The organism is Halopseudomonas aestusnigri, assembly GCF_002197985.1.
Taxonomy (GTDB): domain Bacteria; phylum Pseudomonadota; class Gammaproteobacteria; order Pseudomonadales; family Pseudomonadaceae; genus Halopseudomonas; species Halopseudomonas aestusnigri.
In genome coordinates, this window is record NZ_NBYK01000010.1 from 85,535 (window position 1) to 104,982 (window position 19,448).

Genomic DNA, 19,448 nt, shown 5'->3' on the forward strand with positions numbered 1-19,448 from the left:
CAGACTATAGCGCCGAGCTGAAACCAACCTTAAAATTGGCCGCGCACTCCAAGGGACCCCTTACCGCATGACAGCCATCCAGGTTCGCGCTCCGGCATTGACGCTGCGAGCAGGGCATCGCGCCATTGAGCATATCCGCAACAACGGGTTACAGCCAGCCGACGTCCATATGATCCCCGGTGCGGCTGGCGGCCCCAAGGCGCTGGGCATTCAGGGGCTCGACCTGGCCCTGTTCGGCGAGTGGCTGCCACGCGCGCCCCAGCCGCGCAGCCTGATCGGCGCCTCGATCGGCAGTTGGCGCTTCGCTAGTGCCTGCATGCCTGACCCGGTGCACACCCTGCGCCAGCTGGGCGAACTCTATACCGCCATGCGCTTCCCCAAGGGTGTCACCATCCAGACCATCAGCGCCGCCTGCGGCCAGATGATCGACGAACTGCTGCAGGGGCAGTTTGAGGCCATCCTCAGCAATCCCAACTACCGACTCAATATCGTCGTGGTGAAAAGCCGAGGGCTGCTGCGGCATGATTCGCGCGCGCGCCTGGCGCTGGGCCTCGGTGGCGTGATCGGTGCCAACCTGCTGGGCCGTCGACACCTGGGGCGCTTCTTCGAGCGCGTCATTCTGCACGATCCGCGGCAATTGCCGGAGCTGGAAGAACTGCGCGACTTCACCAGCGCACACGTTGAGCTGACGCCGCAGAATCTGCGCTCGGCCCTGCTGGCGTCGGGCTCGATTCCCATGGTCATGGAAGCCGTTCGCGACATACCCGGCGCCGCGCCCGGTGTTTACCGTGACGGCGGTCTGCTGGATTACCACCTCGACCTGCCCTACACCGCCCCCGGCGTGATCCTCTACCCGCACTTTATTGATCGGGTAGTGCCCGGCTGGTTCGATAAGACGATACCCTGGCGCAAGCACAACGCAGAGCAGCTTCGCGACGTGCTGCTGCTGGCCCCCTCACCCGAGTACCTTGAGCGCCTGCCGCATCGCAAGCTGCCCGACCGCAAGGACTTCAACCGCTACGTCTATGACAACGACGGCCGTGAAGCCTACTGGCGCAAGGCGATGAGCGAGAGCCAGCGCCTCGGCGATGAATTTCTCGAACTGGCCGACTCCGGCCGTCTGATCGACCGCATCAAACCGCTGTGAGCGAGCAACACGAGGCACTGCCCTGCCCGCTCTGCGGCGCCGCAAGCCACTGGCTGCTGGATGATCGCAAGCGCAGCTACTGGCAGTGCGAGCAATGCCTGATGGTGCATGTACCGGCCCGCTGGCAGCTGACCGCCGAGCAGGAAAAGGCCGAGTACGACCGCCACGAAAACCATCCGGATGATCCGGGCTATCGACGCTTTCTCTCACGCCTGGCAGAGCCCCTGCTGGCGCGCCTGCCTGCCGCCGGCAGCGGCCTGGATTTCGGCTGTGGCCCGGGGCCGGCGCTGGCCATCATGCTGCGCGAACACGGCCATCAGGTTGCCCTGCACGATCTCTACTACCACCCCAACCCCGAAGCCCTGCGCCAGCAATGGGATTTCATCACCGCAACCGAGGTGGTCGAACATCTGGCCGCCCCGCGTGAGGTGCTTGAGCAGCTGTGGCAGTGCCTGAAACCGGGTGGCTGGCTCGGCCTGATGACCAAGCGGGTTACCAGTCCGGAGGCCTTCAGCCGCTGGCACTACAAGAGCGATCCGACCCACATCAGCTTTTTCAGCGAACAGAGCTTCCGCTGGCTGGCGGCAAAATGGCAGGCAGAGCTGGAACTGATCGGTGCCGATGTCGCGCTGCTGCGCAAGCCAGAGCTCAGCGCCGACTGAAACGCGCGGCAAAACCCGGCGGATCAGCCACAAACGACTGGATGCAACGCTGACAGATGCAGGCCCGGTTGCGCTGCGCCTCAGGCACCAGTGCCAGCAGCCCTTGCGGCACCGTCAGCGCAAAGCACCAGCAGCTGCCGCTGTCAGCGGCACAGGCATTGCTGCCGGCACAGAATGGACACCGCGCGGGGTCTGGCGGAGGGTTCGCCATGCGTGACTCAGAGACTGCCCAATACCCGGCGCGCGCCCTTGAAGCTGCGCTGCCAGAAGGAGGATTCGAGTTCGTCCACACGCACCACGCCACCGCTGCTGGGCGCATGCAGAAAACGCCCATCGCCGATGTAGATGCCCGCATGGTTCACCCGCCCGCCGTTCATCGCAAACAGCACCAGATCACCCGGCGCGAGCGAGTTTTCCGGGGGTCTGGATACCTTCATGTTGTAGAGGTCCGAGGTGGTGCGCGGCAGACTTACACCCGCAGCTTCGCGGTAGACGTACTGAATCAGGCCGCTGCAGTCGAATCCGGTTGCCGGCGAACTGCCGCCCCAGCGATACGGAATGCCGACCAGACTGAACGCCTGGAACACCACATCGTGACGCTTGAGTTCATAGTCGGGGATGGACTCAACCGGGCTCGGCACGCTCACGGTGACCGGCGCCGGCGGGGCACTGGAGCAGCCTGCCAGCAGGGCAGCAATCAACAATGTCAGCAGTCCAGCGAGCCGCATCCGGCCACCTCCAGCACAGGGGTTCTGATCAAAAAATGCACCGGGATCGGCGCGAGGTCAAGAATTTACTTTAACTTCATGTGCCAAGCGAGCAGCTTTTATGGAGAATTCAGAAAACACGGATCAATGGTTGACGGTATACGCCAGCATCATGGACAGCTGGCACAGCGGCCGTCCACTTTCCGCCCGCCACTGATTGAAGGCGGCCTGCACGGTGGCCTGATCGCGCTGACTGGTCGGCGCCTTGTCGATGATGCCCTGCGCCTTCAGCGCAGCCACCACATCGTCGGTAGCCACCCAGGTATCCTTGCCGACCATGCGCAGCAGTCGCGGTGCCGACAACCCGCCCAGTTGGGCGCCGCGCTTGGCCAGCAACCGCCAGAGCCCGATAATATCGTCCACCGGCCAATCGGCGATCAGATTGCCAACCGAGCCGTATTCGGCTCGCAGATCCAGCACCAGTTGCGCATTGCGCGGCACACTGCGCAGCTTGCCCAAGTGACGAATGATCCGGGTGTCGGCCATCAGTCGCTCCAGATGCTCGGCGCTCATCAGCACCACCTTCTCCGGATCAAAGCCAAAGAACACCTCTTCAAAGGCCGCCCACTTGGCATCCACCACACTGTGCTTGAGGCCTGCGCGGAACACCCGCAGGGCGATCATCGATAGATAGCGGTCGTCGCTGATCGCGCGTAACTGCTCGGCACTCCTGACCTGAGGCAGGCGCGCTTCCAGAGCAGCAGCCGATCCGAAGCGGTTGAGACAGTACTCGTGCAGCCAGCGGTAATCCTGCATCGGCTAATCCTGGGCTCAGAGGTTCATTACGCTCAGCACGCGCGAGGCAGCCTGCTCGTCGATACGCAGGCTGGCAAAATCGAACAACGCGGTATCGGCCAGCTGCGAGGGCTGAACGTTCTTCAGCGCCCGGAAGATATTCTCCACCCGCCCCGGGTTGGCCTTCTCCCAGCCCTGCAGCATCTCCTTGACGACCTTGCGCTGCAGGTTCTCCTGCGAGCCACACAGGTTGCACGGGATGATCGGGAAGTTTTGCAACGTGGCATAGGCCTCGATATCCACTTCGTTGCAATACGACAACGGGCGTATCACCACGTTGCGGCCATCGTCCGAGCGCAGTTTGGGCGGCATGGCCTTGAGGTTGCCGCCAAAGAACATGTTGAGGAAGAAGGTCTCAACGATGTCGTCACGGTGGTGACCGAGCGCCATCTTGGTCGCGCCGATTTCATCGGCGAAGGTGTACAGGTTGCCCCGGCGCAGGCGCGAACACAGTGAACAGGTGGTCTTGCCCTCCGGAATCTTCTCCTTGACGATCGAATAGGTGTCGCGCTCAAGGATGTGATACGGCACGCCAATACTCTCGAGGTAGGCCGGCAGCACCTCTTCAGGGAAGCCCGGTTGCTTCTGGTCCATATTGACCGCCACCAGCTCGAACTTGATCGGCGCCACCTTCTGCAGGTACAGCAGCATGTCGAGCATGGTGTAGCTGTCCTTGCCGCCGGACAGGCAGACCATCACCTTATCGCCGTCTTCGATCATGTTGTAATCGGTCACTGCCTCGGCAGTCAGACGACGCAGACGTTTCTGCAGCTTGTTCTGGTTAACGCTCAGGTGGCTCATGGACGGGGTACCGGCTCGGCAAAAACGGGCATTCTACTGAAATCTGCTGTACATAAAAACAACAACCCCCGTCAGCAGTGCTGACGGGGGTTGTTGCTGGCTCAGGCAGGCCGGGAATGACGCCGAGGGGTCCCCAAACCACTCAGCGAAGATAAACGGGACCGACGCCGAATCCCCAGAAGATGACCGAGGTCGCAATCATCGCAACCAGCACCACCAGACCCACGGCAAGCACGGAGCTGGAAAACAGGAAGCCCTCGTCACTGGGTATGTCCATAAAGATCGGAATACCCTGATACAGCAGGTACACCGTGTAGGAGATCGCTGCCGTGCCCACCAGCATGCCCAGCCAGAGGCTCGGATACAGCGCAGCAAGGCCGGCAATGAACAGCGGCGTGGCGGTGTAGGCGGCGAAGATCACACAATCGTTGAAGGTTGGATTGGCATCATAGGTGCGCGCCATCCAGTGAATGAAGGCGCCCATCACGGCAACGCCGGCCAGCATGGCGATATAGGACAGCACCGTCATCTGCAGGGCACTGGCCTGCGTCAGCTTGACCGGGTCCTCCGTGCCTATCGTCCAGCCCACCTGGGTGGTGCCGATATAGGCCGAAATGACCGGAATGGCGGCAAGCACAAGCACATGGGTGAGATACATGTGGCCAATGCTTTCGTCTTCGCCCTTGATTTCCTTCCATTCCTCATCGGGATGAGTGAATAGCCCCAGTACGTGATGGATCATGGTCTGACCTCCTGGTTATTATTCGGCTCCGCACGACAACAGCCGGCAGAGCAAGCGGACTGCGGGGTTACCCGCGCCCTGCATTGACTATAGCCAAAAAGAAAATGAAGTAAGGTGGTTTGCTTAGAGAGATTGGCGACTTCAGCTTTTGCCGTAATAGCGTTGCAGAATTAGCATGGCCTGGTTGATTTCCTGCGCGCGGGCGGTGCTGCCACCCCGGTCAGGGTGATGAACGCTGAGCATGCGTCGGTACTGCCGCCGGCACGCCACGGCGTCGGCGCCCGGCTCCAGCCCCAGCACGGCCAGCGCGGCATCCACCTCTGGCGCGGAAACCGGCGCGCGGCGACGCCAGAAGCTGTCGATCAGCTGCTCCACGTCATCCCGGTTGGTCGTACGCCACTGCGCCCAGTCGAGGTAATAACGCCGCAGTGGGTCATCGACCTGCAGCGCCTCAGTGCCGGAGGCGCGTGGCTGAACCTGAATATTCAGGGCATGGATCTGCAGCGTCAGGCCGTCGTCACCCAGCTGGTCGGCCAACTGATAAAGCTGGTGAAACAGCAGAAAGTGCACCCGAAACAACTGCAACGGGTCGCGCAGCACTCCCGGTTCGGCAAACAGTGAATCAGGAAAGCGCTCGGCCAGTGCCTGCAACAGGGCATATTCGCTCAGCCCTGCCGGATGGCCGTGCAGCAGTTGCAGCAGGCCCTCATCAAAGGCGTCGGGGAGCAGCATGTCGGGTTGCACATCAATCATGTGCCCTAGTGTAACAGAGCCGCCACATACCCTCCCCTCCACGCCTGTCATCACTCTGCCATCAGACTGACAACCCCATGTCATCGCCTGTGTGTATCACTGTCATCCTTCGTGAACCCAGTACAGGCAACAGACAATGAAAAAATGGATGATGGCTGCGACCAGCGCGGCCCTGCTGGCCACCCTGGCCGGCTGCAAGAGCAGCAGCAGCGACGATAACGATGCCCCCGAGGTGCTCACACCCGACAGCATCACGCTGAATTATCTCGGCCGCTACAGTGCCAACATCTTCGGCGCCAGCGCCGCTGAAATTCCGGCCTTCGATCCGGTCAACCAGCGCATCTTCATCGTCAATGCGCAAAAGGGTGCCGTCGATGTGCTCAACGCTGCCGACCCGGCCAACCCGGTGCTGCTGCAGGAGTTGACAGTCGAATCCATCACCGAAGGCGCCGTGGTCAACAGCATCGCCTACAAGGGTGGCTATCTGGCCGTGGCCGTCGAAGCACCCACCAAAACCGACAACGGCTGGGTCGCCCTGTTCGACGCTACCAGCCTGGAAATGCTTGGCTATGAGCAGGTCGGGGCCCAGCCGGACATGGTCACCTTTACCCCGGATGGCGAGTATGTGCTGACCGCCAACGAAGGCGAGCCGAGCACCGACTATCAGATCGACCCGGTAGGCTCGATCAGCATTCTGGGCGTCTCGGAAGGTCAGCTCGTTGACGTGCGCACCGCCGGATTCAGTGCCTTCAACACCCAGGCCGATACCCTGCGCAGCGCCGGCGTGCGGATCTACGGCCCGAATGCCAGCGTCGAGCAGGATCTGGAGCCGGAATACATTGCCATCTCCAGCGACAGCGGCACTGCCTGGGTATCGCTGCAGGAGAACAATGCGCTGGCCAAGGTCGACATCGCCACGGCCACTGTCACCGATATCCTGCCGCTGGGCTACAAGGATCACGGCACCGCAGGCAATGGTCTGGACGTCAGTGATTCCGACGACGCCATCAACATCGATACCTGGACGGGCGTACTCGGCATGTACCAGCCAGACAGCATCGCCGCCTACGAGGTCGACGGCGAAACCCTGCTGGTCACCGCCAACGAGGGCGACTCCCGCGCCTGGGGTGAAGACGACCAGGCTTACTGGGATGGCGATGCCAGCAAGGGCTTTGTTGAAGAGTTCCGCGTCAAGCATCTGGTTCACGTCAGCGGCTTCGACCGCCGTGCCGGCGACGACCTGCCGCCGCAGCTGCGCGAGCTGGCCGCCGGCGCCCTGCTCAACCCGACCACCTTCGCCTACTGCGGCGCGACCGCTGCCGATCCGGGTGACTGCCGCGCCGATGAGAACCTGGGCCGCCTGACCGTGGCCTGGACCGACGGCTACCGCAAGGACGCCAACGGCGATCCGGTGCTGTTCGACGCGTCCGGCAACCAGAACCTCGCCGGTGACCGGCTGATGTACGACAACCTCTACGCCTACGGCGCTCGCTCGTTCTCGATCCGTGACAGCGAGGGCCAACTGGTGTGGGATTCCGGCGACCAGCTCGAGCAGTATTTCGCCAGTGATGCGTGCATGCTCGGCGCCAACCGCACCATTCCGTGCACCGACTATTTCAACGCCACCCATGATGAAGGCGATACCTTCGACAACCGCAGCGACAACAAAGGGCCGGAACCGGAAGGCGTGACCGTCGGCCAGCTTGGCAACAAGACCTTTGCCTTCATCGGTCTGGAGCGCATTGGCGGTGTCATGGCCTGGGACATCACCGACCCGACCGCTCCGGTGCTGGTGGATTACCTCAACACCCGCGAAGACTGGACCACCGCAGACCCGTCCACCGTGCTGGCGACAGCCGGTGACCTGGGTCCCGAAGGTCTGGTATTCATTGCTCCGGAAGATTCGCCCAACGGCGAGGCGCTGCTGGTCATCGGCAACGAGGTCAGCGGCACCACTGCGGTGTATCAGATCAATCAGATCGTGAACTGATCAGCACCTGACCACACTTGCCGACCGGGTTCCCGGTCGGCAAGCCCCGCCTCAGGCAACCTCCCCCACCTCGTCAGCCTCCAGCGCGCTCGCAGCCTCACGGCGCTGGCGCACCGCCTGCAGAAACTCATCGCCCCAACGGCGAATGTCGTTGTACTGCACCACGCCAAACAATTCGCGCAAGCGTGCCAGCCGCTCGGCCTTGCCCAGCGTCAGGCCGATGTAGAGGGTGTCGCGCAGGTCATGGGGATCATGCGGATTGGTCAGCAGCGCCCCGTGCAGCTCGGCCGCCGCGCCGGCAAACTCCGACAGCACCAGCACCCCACTGCCCTGGCACAGCCCCTGGGTTGCGACATATTCCTTGGCGACCAGATTCAGACCGTCGCGCAGCGGGGTAATCCACATCACATCGGCCATCAGGTAATAGGCCACCAGATCCTCGAACGGCACCGCGCGATAGAAGAACTGCACCGGCGTCCAGCCGACCCTCGAGAAGCGCCCGTTGATACGCCCGACCGCCTGCTCGATCTGGCTGATCAGCTCGTCATAGACCGTCATCTCCCGGGCGGCCGGCACGCAGATGGTAATCAGCGTGACCTTGCCGATCAGCTCCGGGTGGGCATCCAGCAGCGCTTCAAAGGCCAGCAGCTTGGCATAGGTGCCCTTGGTGTAATCCAGCCGCTCGACCGACAGCACCACCCGCACCCCCTGCAGTTGCTCACGCAGCTCGCCGATCAGCTGCTGGCAGTGATCGCTGTCGATCACATTCTGCACGCGGCCGATATCCAGTCCGACCGGATGCGCGCCCAGACCGATCTCGCGGCCGTGCACACTGATGCAGCTGGTCATGCGGTCCAGCCCGACGGCGCAGCCGTAGGTCAGATAGCGCGGCGCGCAGCCCTTTTCCTCCAGCACCTCCAGCGGCGCGACGCCGCGGGCCACGTCGACAAAGTTCTCGGCCTGACGCGGTATGTGAAAGCCGATGTAATCGCACTGCAGCAGGCTGCCGATGATCTCGCGCCGCCACGGCAGCACGTTGAATACGTCAGCCGACGGGAAGTAGGTATGGTGAAAGAAGGCGATATTCAGGTCCGGCCGCAGCGAGCGCAGAAACGCCGGCACCATCCACAGGTTGTAGTCGTGCAGCCAGACTACCGCGCCCTCAGCCGCCTCTGCCGCAGTGCGCTCGGCAAACAGCCGGTTCACCTTGAGGAACACCGCCCAGTCCTCCTCGCGAAACACCGCGCGCTCCCAGAAGGTGTGTAGGGTGGGCCAGAACGCCTCCTTGGAAAAGCGCTTGTAAAACACGTCGACATCATCCTTGGTCAGGGCAACCCGCGCCGCCACCAGATTGGGGTAACGCTCGGCATCTACCTTGGTGTGCACCTCGAAGGCCTCGCGCTGGCGCGGGTCGTGAATCGACCAGGCCACCCAGGAGCCGGGCTGGTCGCCACCGAAGAAACTCAGCAGGGTTGGCAGGATGCCGTTGGGCGAGGTGGGCGGACGGCGCACCAGCTTGCCGTCCTCGATCACTTCCTCGTAAGGCAAGCGGTGATACACCATCACCAGGTCCGCCTTGCCCTTGATCTGCAGATCACGCAGCTCGGAATCCACACCGAGCGGGCCCAGAAAGCCGAAGTGCGACACCGCCTCCAGAATCCCGCCGCAGCCGCTCAGGCGCGCATGCAGCACCTTGGCCCGATCAGCGGTGGCGTCCAGCAGCCCCTGCTCCGATTCGCCCACGCACACGCCCATGAAGCCCTGCTCGTACATGGACAGGTCATTCAGGGTGTCGCCGGCCACCAGCACCCGGTCCATCGACTCACCCAGATGCTCAACCAGCCGGCGCAGCGTCGAGCCCTTGTTTACCCCCTTGGGCAGGCAGTCCAGATACATGCCGGCGGAAAACAGCAGATCACAGCCCAGCTCATCCGCCGCCTTGTGTACCCGCTCGGTCACCGCACCGGGTTCGCAGAACCAGGAACAGCGGCGCTGCTGGGGTACTTCCTGCCGTTCCAGTCCGGGGAAGCCGGCCATCCGCTGGGCGACCACCTGCTCGCCCGGCCAGCGCTGCTCTATTTCGCTCTGCACCGGGTAGACCGGCTGCAGGGTTTCGCCATCAACCAGGGTCGCACCCACATCACAGATGATGTAGTCCGGTCGCGGAATGGCCGGATCGGAAAGCAATGGCACCACTACCTCCAACCCCCGTCCCGTCACGAACACCAGAGTGATACCGGGGTGTGCGTTGATCAGTTGATACAGGCGCTGCCGGTTGTCCGGATCGCCTGCCAGAAAGGTTCCATCAAGGTCGGTTGCCAACATCATGGGCGTGATCTCCATCTTGCTGCTCGAATTCATCGCGGGCGGTCTCCCGACCGTCCGCCGCGTGATTGCTGCCTGCCAACTCGTCACCACTTGCCTCTTCCAGCATCATTTCCAGTACCGCGGTCGAGGTGCGCACCATCGGGACCTGATGCGCCGCGCCATCGACAATCCGGTCATCGCCCTGGCGCAGATGACGCAGGGCATAGGCGGCAATCAGCGAGAACATCAGGGCAAAAAACAGCGGCAACGCCGATGCAGCCGTGATTCCCATCAGGGCACCGGCCAGCGCCGGGCCAACCGCAGCCCCAAGGCCATGCAGCATCAACAGAGAGGCGTTGCCCGAGAGAATATCTTCCTGGTGTAAGTGATCGATCAGATGCGCCACCACGGCCGGATACACCGAGAAGGCGCCCGCGCCGAAAATCGCCGCAGCCACCAGCAACCAGAGACCGAACGGGCCGAGCAACGCCATCAGCACACCGCCAACCGCCGCCAGGCCGGCGATGATCACCAGCGCCCGGCGCCGGTCGATACTGTCGGACAGGCGCCCCATCGGCCACTGGGCCAATGCGCCAGCAAGGATCACCAACGACACAAAGCCGGCGATCTGCGCGGTATCCATTTCCATGCGCGCGGCATAGACCGCGCCCAGCCCCCAGAATCCGCCCATGCCAAGGCCCGACAGCACCGCGCCGGCGCACGCCACCGGGGCCGCCTGCCAGAGCCTGCCGAGCTTCAGTGGCGGGGTATCGTCAATTACCGGTTGCGGCAGCCGGGTGGCCGACACCGGCATCACCGCGAGTACGATGAAGGTCGCGGCCACGGCAAACAGGGTAAAGGTCAGCGGGCTGTCCCAGTTCAGCATCTGCTGGGCCAGCGCCAGCGCGCCGAGGTTGACTGCCATATAGCAGGCAAACACCTGGCCGCGGCGCTCGGGCGGCGCCTGGGTGTTAAGCCAGCTTTCGATCACGGTATAGATGCCCACCAGCGCCACGCCGGTGATCACCCGCAGCAGCAGCCAAAGGCCCGGTTGAATCCACAGCAGATGGATCAGCACACAGCCCGCTTCGGCAGCGGCGAGAAAGGTAAAGGCGCGCACATGCCCCATGCGCCGGATCAGCCGCGGGCACAGCCAGGTGCCGAGAATAAAACCGGCAAAGTAGGCCGAGCCGAGCAAACCCAGGGTTTGATCACTGAACTGCTCGGCGCTGCCCCGCAAGGCCAGCAGGGTATTGAGCAGTCCGGTGCCCAGCAGCAGCAACGCAATGCCGCAGAGCAGTGCCGCGATGGGCAACAAAAGCCTGATCATGGAGCCGCGTCTCCCAAACGGTGGATCGGTTCCAGGCAGGTAGGTAGAGGGGTGCAAATAGGGGTCTTGGTGACCCACGGATATTTATATTCAGCTGTAAACACCCTACCCCATCAGGGCCTCGATGACCAGCGCATGAGCGGAAGCGGCCCTAGCCGGTTTGCGCGGCGGGGCCGTCGGGTTACACTCGCCGAAAGGTTCCTCGCAGAGACACAGACTTCCGCATGGCCACACTCAAAGATCACGCCCGCACACTGTGCGCTCCCCTGCTCGCCCCGCTGGAACGCGGCGACGAGCCATTCCACTACGCGCCCAAAAGTCGCCTGATTCTGGTCATCATGTGCGCCCTGTTTCTGACCATCGCCATCGGCCTGGCGGTCTTGCTGCCCTCCGGCAGCGATCCGTTCTTCCTGCTGCCGGTCGCCGTGTTCGGCCTGATCGGCCTGGCAGGTTTGCTGATTGCCTGGTTGGGCAGCGACCGCGCCGTGTCGCGGCTGTGGAACAGCCGGCAGGGGTGAGCGCCATGCCTCGCAAACAGTTACTGATCGTCGCCCACGCGCCGTCGCCGAATACCCGGCGACTGGCCGAAGCGGCGCTGCGCGGCGCCAGCCATGCCGATATCGAGCAGGTAGACGCGCGCTGGGTGCCGCCGCTGGAGGCGCAACCTGACGACGTACTGGCGGCCGATGCGATTCTGCTCGGTACGACCGAGAATCTCGGCTACATGAGCGGCGCGCTGAAGGACTTTTTCGACCGCTGTTATTACCCGGTGCTGGAACAACAGCAGGGGCTGCCCTGTGCGCTGTATATCCGCGCCGGCATGGATGGCACCGGCACTCGCCGCGCCGTCGAGTCGATCGTCACCGGGCTGCGCTGGAATTGGGTGCAGGAACCACTGACCCTGCGCGGCGACTGGCAGGACGGGTTTGAGCAGCAGGTAGAAGAATTGGGGCTGTATCTGGCTGCCGGCCTCGACAACGGGGTGTTCTGAGTCGATGGACCGCGTAATCGCCCGCACTGAGGAATGCTACCGGCTGGCAGAGCAGCACTTTCGCCGCCGTTTTCCGCGCCCCGATATTGAACTGGATCTGCGTGGCCAGCGCGCAGGGGTTGCCTATCTGGATCGCAACCTGCTGCGTTTCAACGGCCGCATGTACCGCGAGAACCAGGAGCACTTCCTGCAGCACACCGTGGCGCACGAGGTCGCGCACCTGATTGCCCATCAACTGTACGGGCATCGCATTCGCCCGCACGGTCGCGAGTGGCAGGGCCTGATGACCGGGTTGTATGGTCTGCCCGCCAACCGCTGCCACAGCTACGCGGTGCCGACCCGGCGGGTCACCCGTTACCTGTACCGCTGCGCCTGCCCGGACCCGATGCCCTTTACCGCGCAACGCCACGCCCGGGTTGCCCGTGGCTCGCGTTATCTGTGTCGCCGTTGCGGTAGCCAGCTGCAGTTCACTGGCAGTCGGCAGCAGGGATAGCGTCTTCGGCTCTGCGCAGCACTTCCACATAGGGGCGCAGGCTGTACCCGAGCTGCGGCTCCAGGCTGTCTGCCCAGCGGCGCATCGTATCCTGATCCAGCGGCAACTCGCCCGCCTGCGGAATGAACAGCACGATATTGCCCTCCTCGACTTCCACCTGCAGATAGCGGTCACCAAACAGCTTCTGCAACCGCTCTGCCGCGTAGGGCTGCCCGGTATGGCCCAACTGCCACTGGTTCACCACCATCAGCCCGCCCGGGCGCAGCGCCGCATGGCACTGTTCGAGAAAGTCCATACGCAATTGCAGGGCGGTGATCCCGCCCTCCATGTACAGGTCGAGCAGCACCAGGTCGGCACTGGCCTGCTCACGCTCAATGACCTTCTCGGCGCTGTCGATCAGCACGGTCAGTCGCGGATCATCCGGCAGGCCGAACCAGCGCCGGGCTACCTCCACCACACCGGGGCGCAGCTCCACGGCGGTGATCTGCTGCGGTTGCAAATGGGTCAGCACCGCGCTGACCAGCGAGCCGCCACCGAGGCCCAGCGCCAGCACCCGCTGCGTATCCTCCAGCCAGTAGCCGGCCAGCAGCATGGCGCGGGTGTAGTCGTACTCCAGCCAGGCCGGATCGCCGATCAGCCCGCAGCTTTGCTCGGTCTGCTCGCCAAAGAACAGATAGCGCAGCTCGCCAAGCTCGGTCACCCGGATCAGCCCGAAATCATCGCGCAGGCGCTCGACCTCCCGCTCCTGCTCGCCACGCGGGCGCAACCCGAGCCATTCACCGAGCTGTCTGATGCGCTGCAAAATTGCCATGTTGTGCTGGTTGACCTCTGTTCTGTCTGAAATGTGGGGGCGCGGCGGACACGCTACGCTTAGTCCGCCCTACGTATTATCACCGCCGTGACCCAGCATCGTCATCGACTGCTTCGTCAAGCCCTGCGACAGGCCACCGGGGTTGAACGGCGGACACGCTGCGCTTAGTCCGCCCCACGCATTATCCCCGCTGTGGCACGGCATCGTCGTCGAGCCCTGCGACAATTCGCCTGTAGGGTGGTCAACGCACCGCGTTGGCCACCGGAGCTGAACGGCGGACACGCTGCGCCTGGTCCGCCCTGCGCAAGTGGACCTGCAGCGTGGCTGTTAAAAAAGCGTCTGCGGCACATTGAGCAGCAGGCCTGCGAGGGCCTAGAATTGGCCGTCTGGCAAGCTCTTGCCACCTCCCCCAGCCAATCTCCCTTCGGGTATCTCTTCATGCATGAACCGGGCAGCATTCTGCAGGTTGTTGTCGTCCTTCTGCTCGCCACCGTCATCGCGGTGCCCTTGGCCAAACGCCTGCGTCTGGGCGCTGTGATTGGTTACCTGGCGGCGGGTGTGATCATCGGCCCCGGTGCACTGGCACTGATCGCGCACCCGGAAAGCATGAGCCATGTATCCGAGCTGGGCGTTGTCCTGCTGCTGTTTATCATCGGCCTGGAACTGTCGCCCAAACGCCTGTGGGTCATGCGCCGCGCGGTGTTCGGCACCGGACTGGCTCAGGTGCTGCTGTGCGCAAGCGTGATGGCACTGCTCGCCTGGCTGGTGTTTGCCCAACCGCTGCAGACCGCGCTGATTCTCGGCCTGGGTCTGGCCCTGTCGTCCACCGCATTCGGCCTGCAGCTGCTGGCCGAACGGCGAGAGCTCAACAGCCCGCACGGCCGCCAGGCCTTTGCCGTATTGCTGTTTCAGGACATCGCAGCCATCCCGCTGATCGCACTGATTCCGCTGCTGGGCGTACAGCCAGAGGGCAGTGCTGACGGCAACCCGCTAGTGCGAACCGCTGAGGTGCTCGGCAGCATCGCCGTGATCGTAATCGGCGGACGCTATCTGCTGCGCCCGCTGTTCCGCGTGGTCGCCCGCACCGGTCTGCAGGAGGTCTCCACCGCCACCGCCTTGCTGGTGGTGATCGGCACCGCCTGGCTGATGGACATGGTTGGCGTGTCGATGGCACTGGGCGCGTTTCTGGCCGGCCTGCTGCTGGCCGATTCCGAATACCGTCACGAGCTGGAGTCGCAGATCGAGCCATTCAAGGGGCTGCTGCTGGGCCTGTTTTTCATCACCGTGGGCATGCAGGCGGACCTGTCACTGCTGGCCAGCAACGGCAGCGCGGTGGCCCTGCTGACCGCACTGGTAATCGGTCTCAAATTGCCGCTGATCTATCTGGTTGGCCGTAGCGTAGCCGGGCTCGATAGCGCCAACGCGCTGCGTCTCGGCCTGGTGCTGGCCGCCGGTGGCGAGTTCGCCTTCGTGGTCTTCCAGCTGGCTGCCGGGCACCAGCTGCTGAGCCCCTCTCTGCACGGCATGCTGGTGCTGGCGATCACCCTGTCGATGGCCATCACCCCGCTGCTGATTCTCGCCCTGTCACCGCTACTCAGCCGGGCCGCAAACAGCATCAGGCCGGTTCCACCAGAGTACGAACAGATCGAATCCGACAGCCCCCGCGTGGTGATCTCCGGCATGGGCCGGATGGGCCAGGTGATCGCCCGCATGATGCGCGCCCAGCGTGTGCCCTATATTGCGCTGGATACCTCGGTCGACAGTATCGACATGTCGCGCAGCCTCAGCGCCGACATGCCGATTTTCTACGGTGACCCGCTGCGTCCCGAGATCCTGCGCGCGGCCCAGGTCGACAAGGCGCAGTTCTTCATCATCACCAGCAGCGACCCGGACGTGACCCTGCGCACCGCCGAAACCGTGCGCCGCCTGTACCCGGCGATCACTATCATCGCCCGCGCCCGCAACCGTCAGCACGTGCACAAGCTGATCGACCTGAATGTCCTGGCCGTGCGCGAAACCTTCCATTCCAGTCTGGAAATGAGCCGGCAGATTCTGACCGGCATGGGTCTCAGCCCGGAGCAGGCCGACTCGCGTATCGCCCGCTTCCGCCGCCACGATGAAGCGGTGCTGGCGGCCCAGCACAGGGTCTACGATGACGCCGCCGCGGTAATGCAGACAGCCCGTCAGGCCCGTGCGGAGCTGGAAACACTGTTTGATGCCGACCGCATCGAGGTCAACAGCGTGCAGGATGCCGTGGCCGGGGCAACCCAGACAACCGATGCGGATGGCAGGCAACGGCAATAGCGACGACCCGCACTGTTATCGCAGCGCGATAGCCCCTAGAATGCGCGGCTAACTCAGGAGCAATGACATGGCCGACATCGGGCGATTCAACAAACTGCAGATCATCAAGCAGACCGGCTTCGGGCTGTACCTGGACGGCGGTGAAGACGGCGAGATCCTGCTGCCCAACCGCTATGTGCCAAAAGACCAGCCCACCGAGATCGGCGACTGGCTGCGGGTGTTTATCTACTTCGACAGCGAAGACCGGATCATCGCCACCACCACGCGCCCGCGCGCGCAGGTCGGCGAGTTCGCCAACCTCAAGGTGGTTGCGCGCAATCAGGTCGGTCTGTTCCTTGACTGGGGGCTGCCCAAGGACGTGCTGCTGCCATTTGCCGAACTGAAGAAGCCGCTCGAAGAAGGCCAGTACTGCGTTGCCTACCTGTACCTCGACAAGCACACCAGCCGGGTACTGGCGACCACCCGACTCGACCGCTATCTGGACAAGACCCCGGCCCGCTACAAGGTCGGTGATGCGGTCAACCTGCTGCTGGTCGAGCGCACCGACCTGGGCTACAAGGCCATCATCAACAGCGAACACTGGGGCCTGCTGCACCGCAACGAAGCGTTCAGGCCGGTCAAGCTCGGCCGCAAGGAACAGGGCTACATTCGCGAAGTCCGCCCGGACGGCAAGATCAACCTCAGCCTGCAACCGGTTGGCGGCCAGGCAGCAGACCTGCTCCAGCAACAGATTCTCGAACGTCTGCAGGCCAATGGCGGTCAGCTCGCCCTGAGCGACCGCAGCAGCCCCGAGGCCATCAGCGAGGCTTTCAACGTCAGCAAGAGCAACTTCAAAAAGGCGCTCGGCGGCCTGCTGAAAAAAGGCGTTATTCGGATTCATCCGGAGCATATCGAACTCGCCAACTAGGCAACGGCCCTCAAACGGCGGACACGCTACGCTTAGTCCGCCCGACGGAACGCCGCCCGACGTCGGGCGGAGTAAGCCAACGGCGTCTCCGCAATCGCGGCATCAGGCCTGCGCTCGTGCTGACCCTGTGCACCCAACGGTGGACACGCTGCGCTTGGTCCACCCTACGCATTACCGCTCCGCCGCAGGCCATAACGCCTGAGCGACAGACCGGCCTGATCCTCAAACGGTCATCATGCGTTCGCTGTTTTGTCACCTCCCGGGGCTAGTCTGCCGATCTTCGCGCACGGCAGCCGCCAGCGCCTACTCCCGATACAAGGACGAACAGATGACCCACTGGAAAGTGCTTTCGGCCGTGCTGCTCGGCAGCGCACTGCTCACCGCCTGCAAATCCTCCAGCAACGACGACGATGCCACCGTCACCCCGGAGCAGGCGCTCGCCACCAAGCTGGCAGCCTTCCCGATGGAGGGCGTCGAGCTGCCCTTCACCATCCTGCGTGATGACCTGATCGACGGCAAAACCGAAGCTCCCTTTGAAATCCGCAATGGCGGCTACGGCTCAGCCATGACCGCCCACCCGAGCCGGCTGGGCGAGTTCTACGCCATGACCGATCGCGGCCCCAACGCCGATTTTGTCGGCGGCGAATACGGCTCCGGAAAGTCCTTCCCGGTCGCCGATTACACCCCGCGTATCGGCCACTTCCGTATCACTGCAGATGGCGGCGTCGAACAGCTGGCAACCATCCTGCTGAAGCGTCCGGACGGTACCCCGATCACCGGCCTGCCCAACACCTCGGCGCTGGGCGGCACCGGTGAAACACCCTACAACCCGGATGGCACGCCGATCGTGGTCGACCCGACGCAGCCCTTTGATGCGGAAACCAACCCCATCAAGCTGGACGATTACGGTCTGGATGGCGAAGGACTGGTCGCACTGCGCGACGGCACCTTCTGGGCGAGCGACGAATACGGTCCGCACATGGTGCACTTTGATGCCGAAGGCCGCGAAATCGACCGCATCAATCCCTTTACCGCAGACACCCGCACCCGCATCAACCTGCCCGCCGAGTACGCCTATCGCCGTGCCAACCGCGGCATGGAAGGCCTTGCCATCACCCCGGACGAAAGCACCCTGGTCGGCCTGATGCAGTCCACCATGGACCTGCCGAGTAAGGCAGTGCGTTCACTGACCATCACCCGCATCGTCACCGTAAACATCGCGACCGGTGAAATCGGCCAGTATCTGTACCAGCAGGAAAAGCCCGCCAACTCCAACTCGGAAATGGTCGGTCTGAGCAGCACCGACTTCCTGGTACTCGAGCGCGACGGCAGCTTCCTGTATGGCGGCCCGAACGGCGCGGCCGGCGTGTCACCCAACGCACAGAAACAGGTCTACCGCATCGACCTGTCCACCGGCACCAACCTGGAAACCGTCGCCCTGCAACCCGGCATGGTACAGGACCCGGATCTGGGTCTGACCATCAACGGCAAGACGCTGGAAGAAGTAGTGCTGGACGGCGGCTGGGCGGCACTGGCAGCGGTCGGCATCTACCCGGTAGACAAGACCCTGGTGCTGGACATGGTGGTTGAGGCCAACTATCCGCACGACAAGATGGAAGGCCTGTGGCGCATCGACGATGGCCATCTGGGCGTGCTCAACGACGATGACTTCGCCACCTGGTCTACCGGCGGCGTGCTGGAGCAGAAAATGCTCGATGAAGCCACCATCGACGCAGGCCGCCTGTATATCCGCGAAGTGGATCTGTCGGTGGACTGATTCGCTGACCCGGCTGAAACACAGAACAGGCGCCCAATCCGGCGCCTGTTTTGCTTTCCAAGACTCAGGCCGCCTGATGAAAAGCCCGATACTGGCCCGGCGTCAGTGCCGTGCGCAGCTTGAAGTGACGCTGAAAGTGAGCCTGATCGGCAAACCCCAGATCCAACGCCAGATCATTGAGGCTGACCGCGTCAGCTCTCAGTCTCGCCCGCGCCTGCTTGATCCGCTCATCCAGCTGAAACGCATGCGGTGCCTGCCCGTAAAGACGCTTGAAGCCGCGAATCAACTGGTAGCGGTTGAGCTGCGCAGCCTCCGCCAGCTCATCGAGCTGCAGATTGCAGCCAAGCCGATCCATGATCAACTCCCTCGCCCGCAGCAGTCCGCTCTGGTGCAAGGTACTAGCGCTTTCCTGCTGGCAGGCAAACAGGGGTTGCAACAGGTCTATCAGTCGACTTTCCGCCTCCAGCGCCCCGTCGCTGCGCTGCAGGCTGGCAAACAGGCCATCGAACCCGGCACTCGCGCCGGCAGCACAAACGTCAGGGAAACAGCAATAATCGGCGCTGCCGCCAAAAGCCTCACGCTGCAACGTACCCAGCCAGCTGGCATCAACAAACAGCATCCGGTAGGACCACTGACCCGCTGCCGGATTACAGGAATGCACCTCACCCGGGTTTACCGTGACCAGGCTGCCCACACCAATGCGTTCAAGACGCTGACGGTTACGGTACGCCGCATGGCCGCGATCAATGACGCCAAAGGAAAACTCATCGTGGGTGTGGGCCTGATAGCATGCACTGGAACGACTGGCCTGGCGCAGCTCAATCAGGGGCAGCGCCGGACTGCGCTGGAGAAACTGCTCTTGCAACATGCT

The 19,448-nt window shown here is 63.3% G+C and carries 19 protein-coding genes; 9 read left to right on the forward strand and 10 right to left on the reverse strand.

All coding sequences use genetic code 11. The annotated features are described in order from the left end of the window. Window positions 1-67: 67 nt before the first annotated feature. Window positions 68-1,147, forward strand: a complete 1,080-nt coding sequence (locus tag B7O88_RS13545) for a patatin-like phospholipase family protein (RefSeq protein WP_088276559.1) — start codon at window positions 68-70, stop codon at window positions 1,145-1,147. Beyond that, entirely contained in the window at window positions 1,144-1,809 is a 666-nt protein-coding gene (locus B7O88_RS13550) for a class I SAM-dependent methyltransferase (RefSeq protein WP_200818464.1), read from the forward strand. The genes B7O88_RS13545 and B7O88_RS13550 overlap by 4 nt, the downstream gene beginning before the upstream one ends. On the opposite strand, the gene B7O88_RS18325 is transcribed toward B7O88_RS13550, so the two are convergent. The 6 genes from B7O88_RS18325 to B7O88_RS13580 all read right to left on the reverse strand — a co-directional run bounded on the left by B7O88_RS18325 (window position 1,796) and on the right by B7O88_RS13580 (window position 5,667). After that, on the reverse strand, window positions 1,796-2,143 hold the full coding sequence (locus B7O88_RS18325; RefSeq protein WP_350227375.1) for a cysteine-rich CWC family protein: 348 nt from the start codon (window positions 2,141-2,143) through the stop codon (window positions 1,796-1,798). The two genes, B7O88_RS13550 and B7O88_RS18325, sit on opposite strands and share 14 nt — an antisense overlap. Beyond that, window positions 2,028-2,537: a C40 family peptidase gene (locus tag B7O88_RS13560; protein WP_088276561.1), complete on the reverse strand. Its 510-nt coding sequence runs from the start codon at window positions 2,535-2,537 to the stop codon at window positions 2,028-2,030. Before B7O88_RS13560 ends, B7O88_RS18325 begins: the two co-directional genes overlap by 116 nt. 123 nt (window positions 2,538-2,660) lie before the next feature. Continuing rightward, window positions 2,661-3,332, reverse strand: coding sequence for a DNA-3-methyladenine glycosylase I (locus B7O88_RS13565; protein WP_088276562.1), 672 nt, complete (start codon window positions 3,330-3,332; stop codon window positions 2,661-2,663). A gap of 15 nt (window positions 3,333-3,347) precedes the next feature. Then, window positions 3,348-4,172 (reverse strand): tRNA 2-thiocytidine(32) synthetase TtcA, encoded by an 825-nt coding sequence (gene ttcA, locus B7O88_RS13570; RefSeq protein ID WP_088276563.1) that lies wholly within the window; start codon window positions 4,170-4,172, stop codon window positions 3,348-3,350. 142 nt (window positions 4,173-4,314) lie between these two features. Continuing rightward, a complete protein-coding gene (locus B7O88_RS13575; RefSeq protein ID WP_088276564.1) occupies window positions 4,315-4,914 on the reverse strand; it encodes a Yip1 family protein in 600 nt (199 codons plus the stop codon). 141 nt (window positions 4,915-5,055) lie between these two features. After that, on the reverse strand, window positions 5,056-5,667 hold the full coding sequence (locus tag B7O88_RS13580) for a DNA-J related domain-containing protein (RefSeq protein ID WP_235005793.1): 612 nt from the start codon (window positions 5,665-5,667) through the stop codon (window positions 5,056-5,058). A gap of 136 nt (window positions 5,668-5,803) precedes the next feature. Here B7O88_RS13580 and B7O88_RS13585 point away from each other — a divergent pair, with 136 nt between their 5' ends. Next, entirely contained in the window at window positions 5,804-7,657 is a 1,854-nt protein-coding gene (locus B7O88_RS13585) for a choice-of-anchor I family protein (protein ID WP_088276565.1), read from the forward strand. A 51-nt stretch (window positions 7,658-7,708) separates the two neighbouring features. Here B7O88_RS13585 and ggpS read toward each other — a convergent pair whose 3' ends face one another. Next, complete coding sequence (gene ggpS, locus B7O88_RS13590; RefSeq protein ID WP_088276566.1) at window positions 7,709-9,985, reverse strand: glucosylglycerol-phosphate synthase; 2,277 nt, start codon at window positions 9,983-9,985, stop codon at window positions 7,709-7,711. Further along, window positions 9,963-11,294, reverse strand: a complete 1,332-nt coding sequence (locus B7O88_RS13595) for an MFS transporter (protein ID WP_088276568.1) — start codon at window positions 11,292-11,294, stop codon at window positions 9,963-9,965. Before B7O88_RS13595 ends, ggpS begins: the two co-directional genes overlap by 23 nt. Before the next feature lie 224 nt (window positions 11,295-11,518). Between B7O88_RS13595 and B7O88_RS13600 the strand changes: the two genes are divergently transcribed. The 3 genes from B7O88_RS13600 to B7O88_RS13610 are packed head-to-tail and all read left to right on the forward strand — an operon-like array spanning window position 11,519 to window position 12,778. Further along, window positions 11,519-11,812 (forward strand): hypothetical protein, encoded by a 294-nt coding sequence (locus tag B7O88_RS13600; protein ID WP_088276569.1) that lies wholly within the window; start codon window positions 11,519-11,521, stop codon window positions 11,810-11,812. A gap of 5 nt (window positions 11,813-11,817) precedes the next feature. Beyond that, complete coding sequence (locus tag B7O88_RS13605) at window positions 11,818-12,285, forward strand: flavodoxin family protein (RefSeq protein WP_088276570.1); 468 nt, start codon at window positions 11,818-11,820, stop codon at window positions 12,283-12,285. A gap of 4 nt (window positions 12,286-12,289) precedes the next feature. Further along, window positions 12,290-12,778: a SprT family zinc-dependent metalloprotease gene (locus B7O88_RS13610; RefSeq protein WP_088276571.1), complete on the forward strand. Its 489-nt coding sequence runs from the start codon at window positions 12,290-12,292 to the stop codon at window positions 12,776-12,778. Here B7O88_RS13610 and B7O88_RS13615 read toward each other — a convergent pair. Beyond that, complete coding sequence (locus B7O88_RS13615; RefSeq protein WP_088276572.1) at window positions 12,753-13,589, reverse strand: spermine/spermidine synthase domain-containing protein; 837 nt, start codon at window positions 13,587-13,589, stop codon at window positions 12,753-12,755. The genes B7O88_RS13610 and B7O88_RS13615 overlap by 26 nt on opposite strands. 438 nt (window positions 13,590-14,027) lie before the next feature. Here B7O88_RS13615 and B7O88_RS13620 point away from each other — a divergent pair, with 438 nt between their 5' ends. From B7O88_RS13620 to B7O88_RS13630, 3 genes are all read left to right on the forward strand, one after another. Beyond that, the gene (locus tag B7O88_RS13620) at window positions 14,028-15,893 is read left to right on the forward strand and encodes a monovalent cation:proton antiporter-2 (CPA2) family protein (protein WP_088276573.1); all 1,866 of its coding nucleotides are present in this window, start codon (window positions 14,028-14,030) and stop codon (window positions 15,891-15,893) included. A 67-nt stretch (window positions 15,894-15,960) separates the two neighbouring features. After that, complete coding sequence (locus B7O88_RS13625; protein ID WP_088276575.1) at window positions 15,961-16,800, forward strand: CvfB family protein; 840 nt, start codon at window positions 15,961-15,963, stop codon at window positions 16,798-16,800. A 328-nt stretch (window positions 16,801-17,128) separates the two neighbouring features. Continuing rightward, window positions 17,129-18,577 carry an esterase-like activity of phytase family protein gene (locus B7O88_RS13630; RefSeq protein WP_088276576.1) on the forward strand — a complete coding sequence of 483 codons (1,449 nt, stop codon included), beginning with the start codon at window positions 17,129-17,131 and terminating at the stop codon, window positions 18,575-18,577. Window positions 18,578-18,641: 64 nt separating this feature from the next. Here B7O88_RS13630 and B7O88_RS13635 read toward each other — a convergent pair whose 3' ends face one another. Beyond that, window positions 18,642-19,445 (reverse strand): helix-turn-helix domain-containing protein, encoded by an 804-nt coding sequence (locus B7O88_RS13635; protein WP_088276577.1) that lies wholly within the window; start codon window positions 19,443-19,445, stop codon window positions 18,642-18,644. Between the last annotated feature and the right edge of the window lie 3 nt (window positions 19,446-19,448).

What these genes read in the sequence shown, in the direction of transcription:
- B7O88_RS13545 (WP_088276559.1), top strand. Translation starts at nt 68, where the DNA reads ATGACAGCCATCCAGGTTCGCGCTCCGGCATTGACGCTGCGAGCAGGG.
- B7O88_RS18325 (WP_350227375.1), bottom strand. Translation starts at nt 2,143, where the DNA reads ATGGGCGTTTTCTGCATGCGCCCAGCAGCGGTGGCGTGGTGCGTGTGG.
- B7O88_RS13560 (WP_088276561.1), bottom strand. Translation starts at nt 2,537, where the DNA reads ATGCGGCTCGCTGGACTGCTGACATTGTTGATTGCTGCCCTGCTGGCA.
- B7O88_RS13565 (WP_088276562.1), bottom strand. Translation starts at nt 3,332, where the DNA reads ATGCAGGATTACCGCTGGCTGCACGAGTACTGTCTCAACCGCTTCGGA.
- ttcA (WP_088276563.1), bottom strand. Translation starts at nt 4,172, where the DNA reads ATGAGCCACCTGAGCGTTAACCAGAACAAGCTGCAGAAACGTCTGCGT.
- B7O88_RS13575 (WP_088276564.1), bottom strand. Translation starts at nt 4,914, where the DNA reads ATGATCCATCACGTACTGGGGCTATTCACTCATCCCGATGAGGAATGG.
- B7O88_RS13580 (WP_235005793.1), bottom strand. Translation starts at nt 5,667, where the DNA reads ATGATTGATGTGCAACCCGACATGCTGCTCCCCGACGCCTTTGATGAG.
- B7O88_RS13585 (WP_088276565.1), top strand. Translation starts at nt 5,804, where the DNA reads ATGAAAAAATGGATGATGGCTGCGACCAGCGCGGCCCTGCTGGCCACC.
- ggpS (WP_088276566.1), bottom strand. Translation starts at nt 9,985, where the DNA reads ATGATGTTGGCAACCGACCTTGATGGAACCTTTCTGGCAGGCGATCCG.
- B7O88_RS13595 (WP_088276568.1), bottom strand. Translation starts at nt 11,294, where the DNA reads ATGATCAGGCTTTTGTTGCCCATCGCGGCACTGCTCTGCGGCATTGCG.
- B7O88_RS13600 (WP_088276569.1), top strand. Translation starts at nt 11,519, where the DNA reads ATGGCCACACTCAAAGATCACGCCCGCACACTGTGCGCTCCCCTGCTC.
- B7O88_RS13605 (WP_088276570.1), top strand. Translation starts at nt 11,818, where the DNA reads ATGCCTCGCAAACAGTTACTGATCGTCGCCCACGCGCCGTCGCCGAAT.
- B7O88_RS13610 (WP_088276571.1), top strand. Translation starts at nt 12,290, where the DNA reads ATGGACCGCGTAATCGCCCGCACTGAGGAATGCTACCGGCTGGCAGAG.
- B7O88_RS13615 (WP_088276572.1), bottom strand. Translation starts at nt 13,589, where the DNA reads ATGGCAATTTTGCAGCGCATCAGACAGCTCGGTGAATGGCTCGGGTTG.
- B7O88_RS13620 (WP_088276573.1), top strand. Translation starts at nt 14,028, where the DNA reads ATGCATGAACCGGGCAGCATTCTGCAGGTTGTTGTCGTCCTTCTGCTC.
- B7O88_RS13625 (WP_088276575.1), top strand. Translation starts at nt 15,961, where the DNA reads ATGGCCGACATCGGGCGATTCAACAAACTGCAGATCATCAAGCAGACC.
- B7O88_RS13630 (WP_088276576.1), top strand. Translation starts at nt 17,129, where the DNA reads ATGACCCACTGGAAAGTGCTTTCGGCCGTGCTGCTCGGCAGCGCACTG.
- B7O88_RS13635 (WP_088276577.1), bottom strand. Translation starts at nt 19,445, where the DNA reads ATGTTGCAAGAGCAGTTTCTCCAGCGCAGTCCGGCGCTGCCCCTGATT.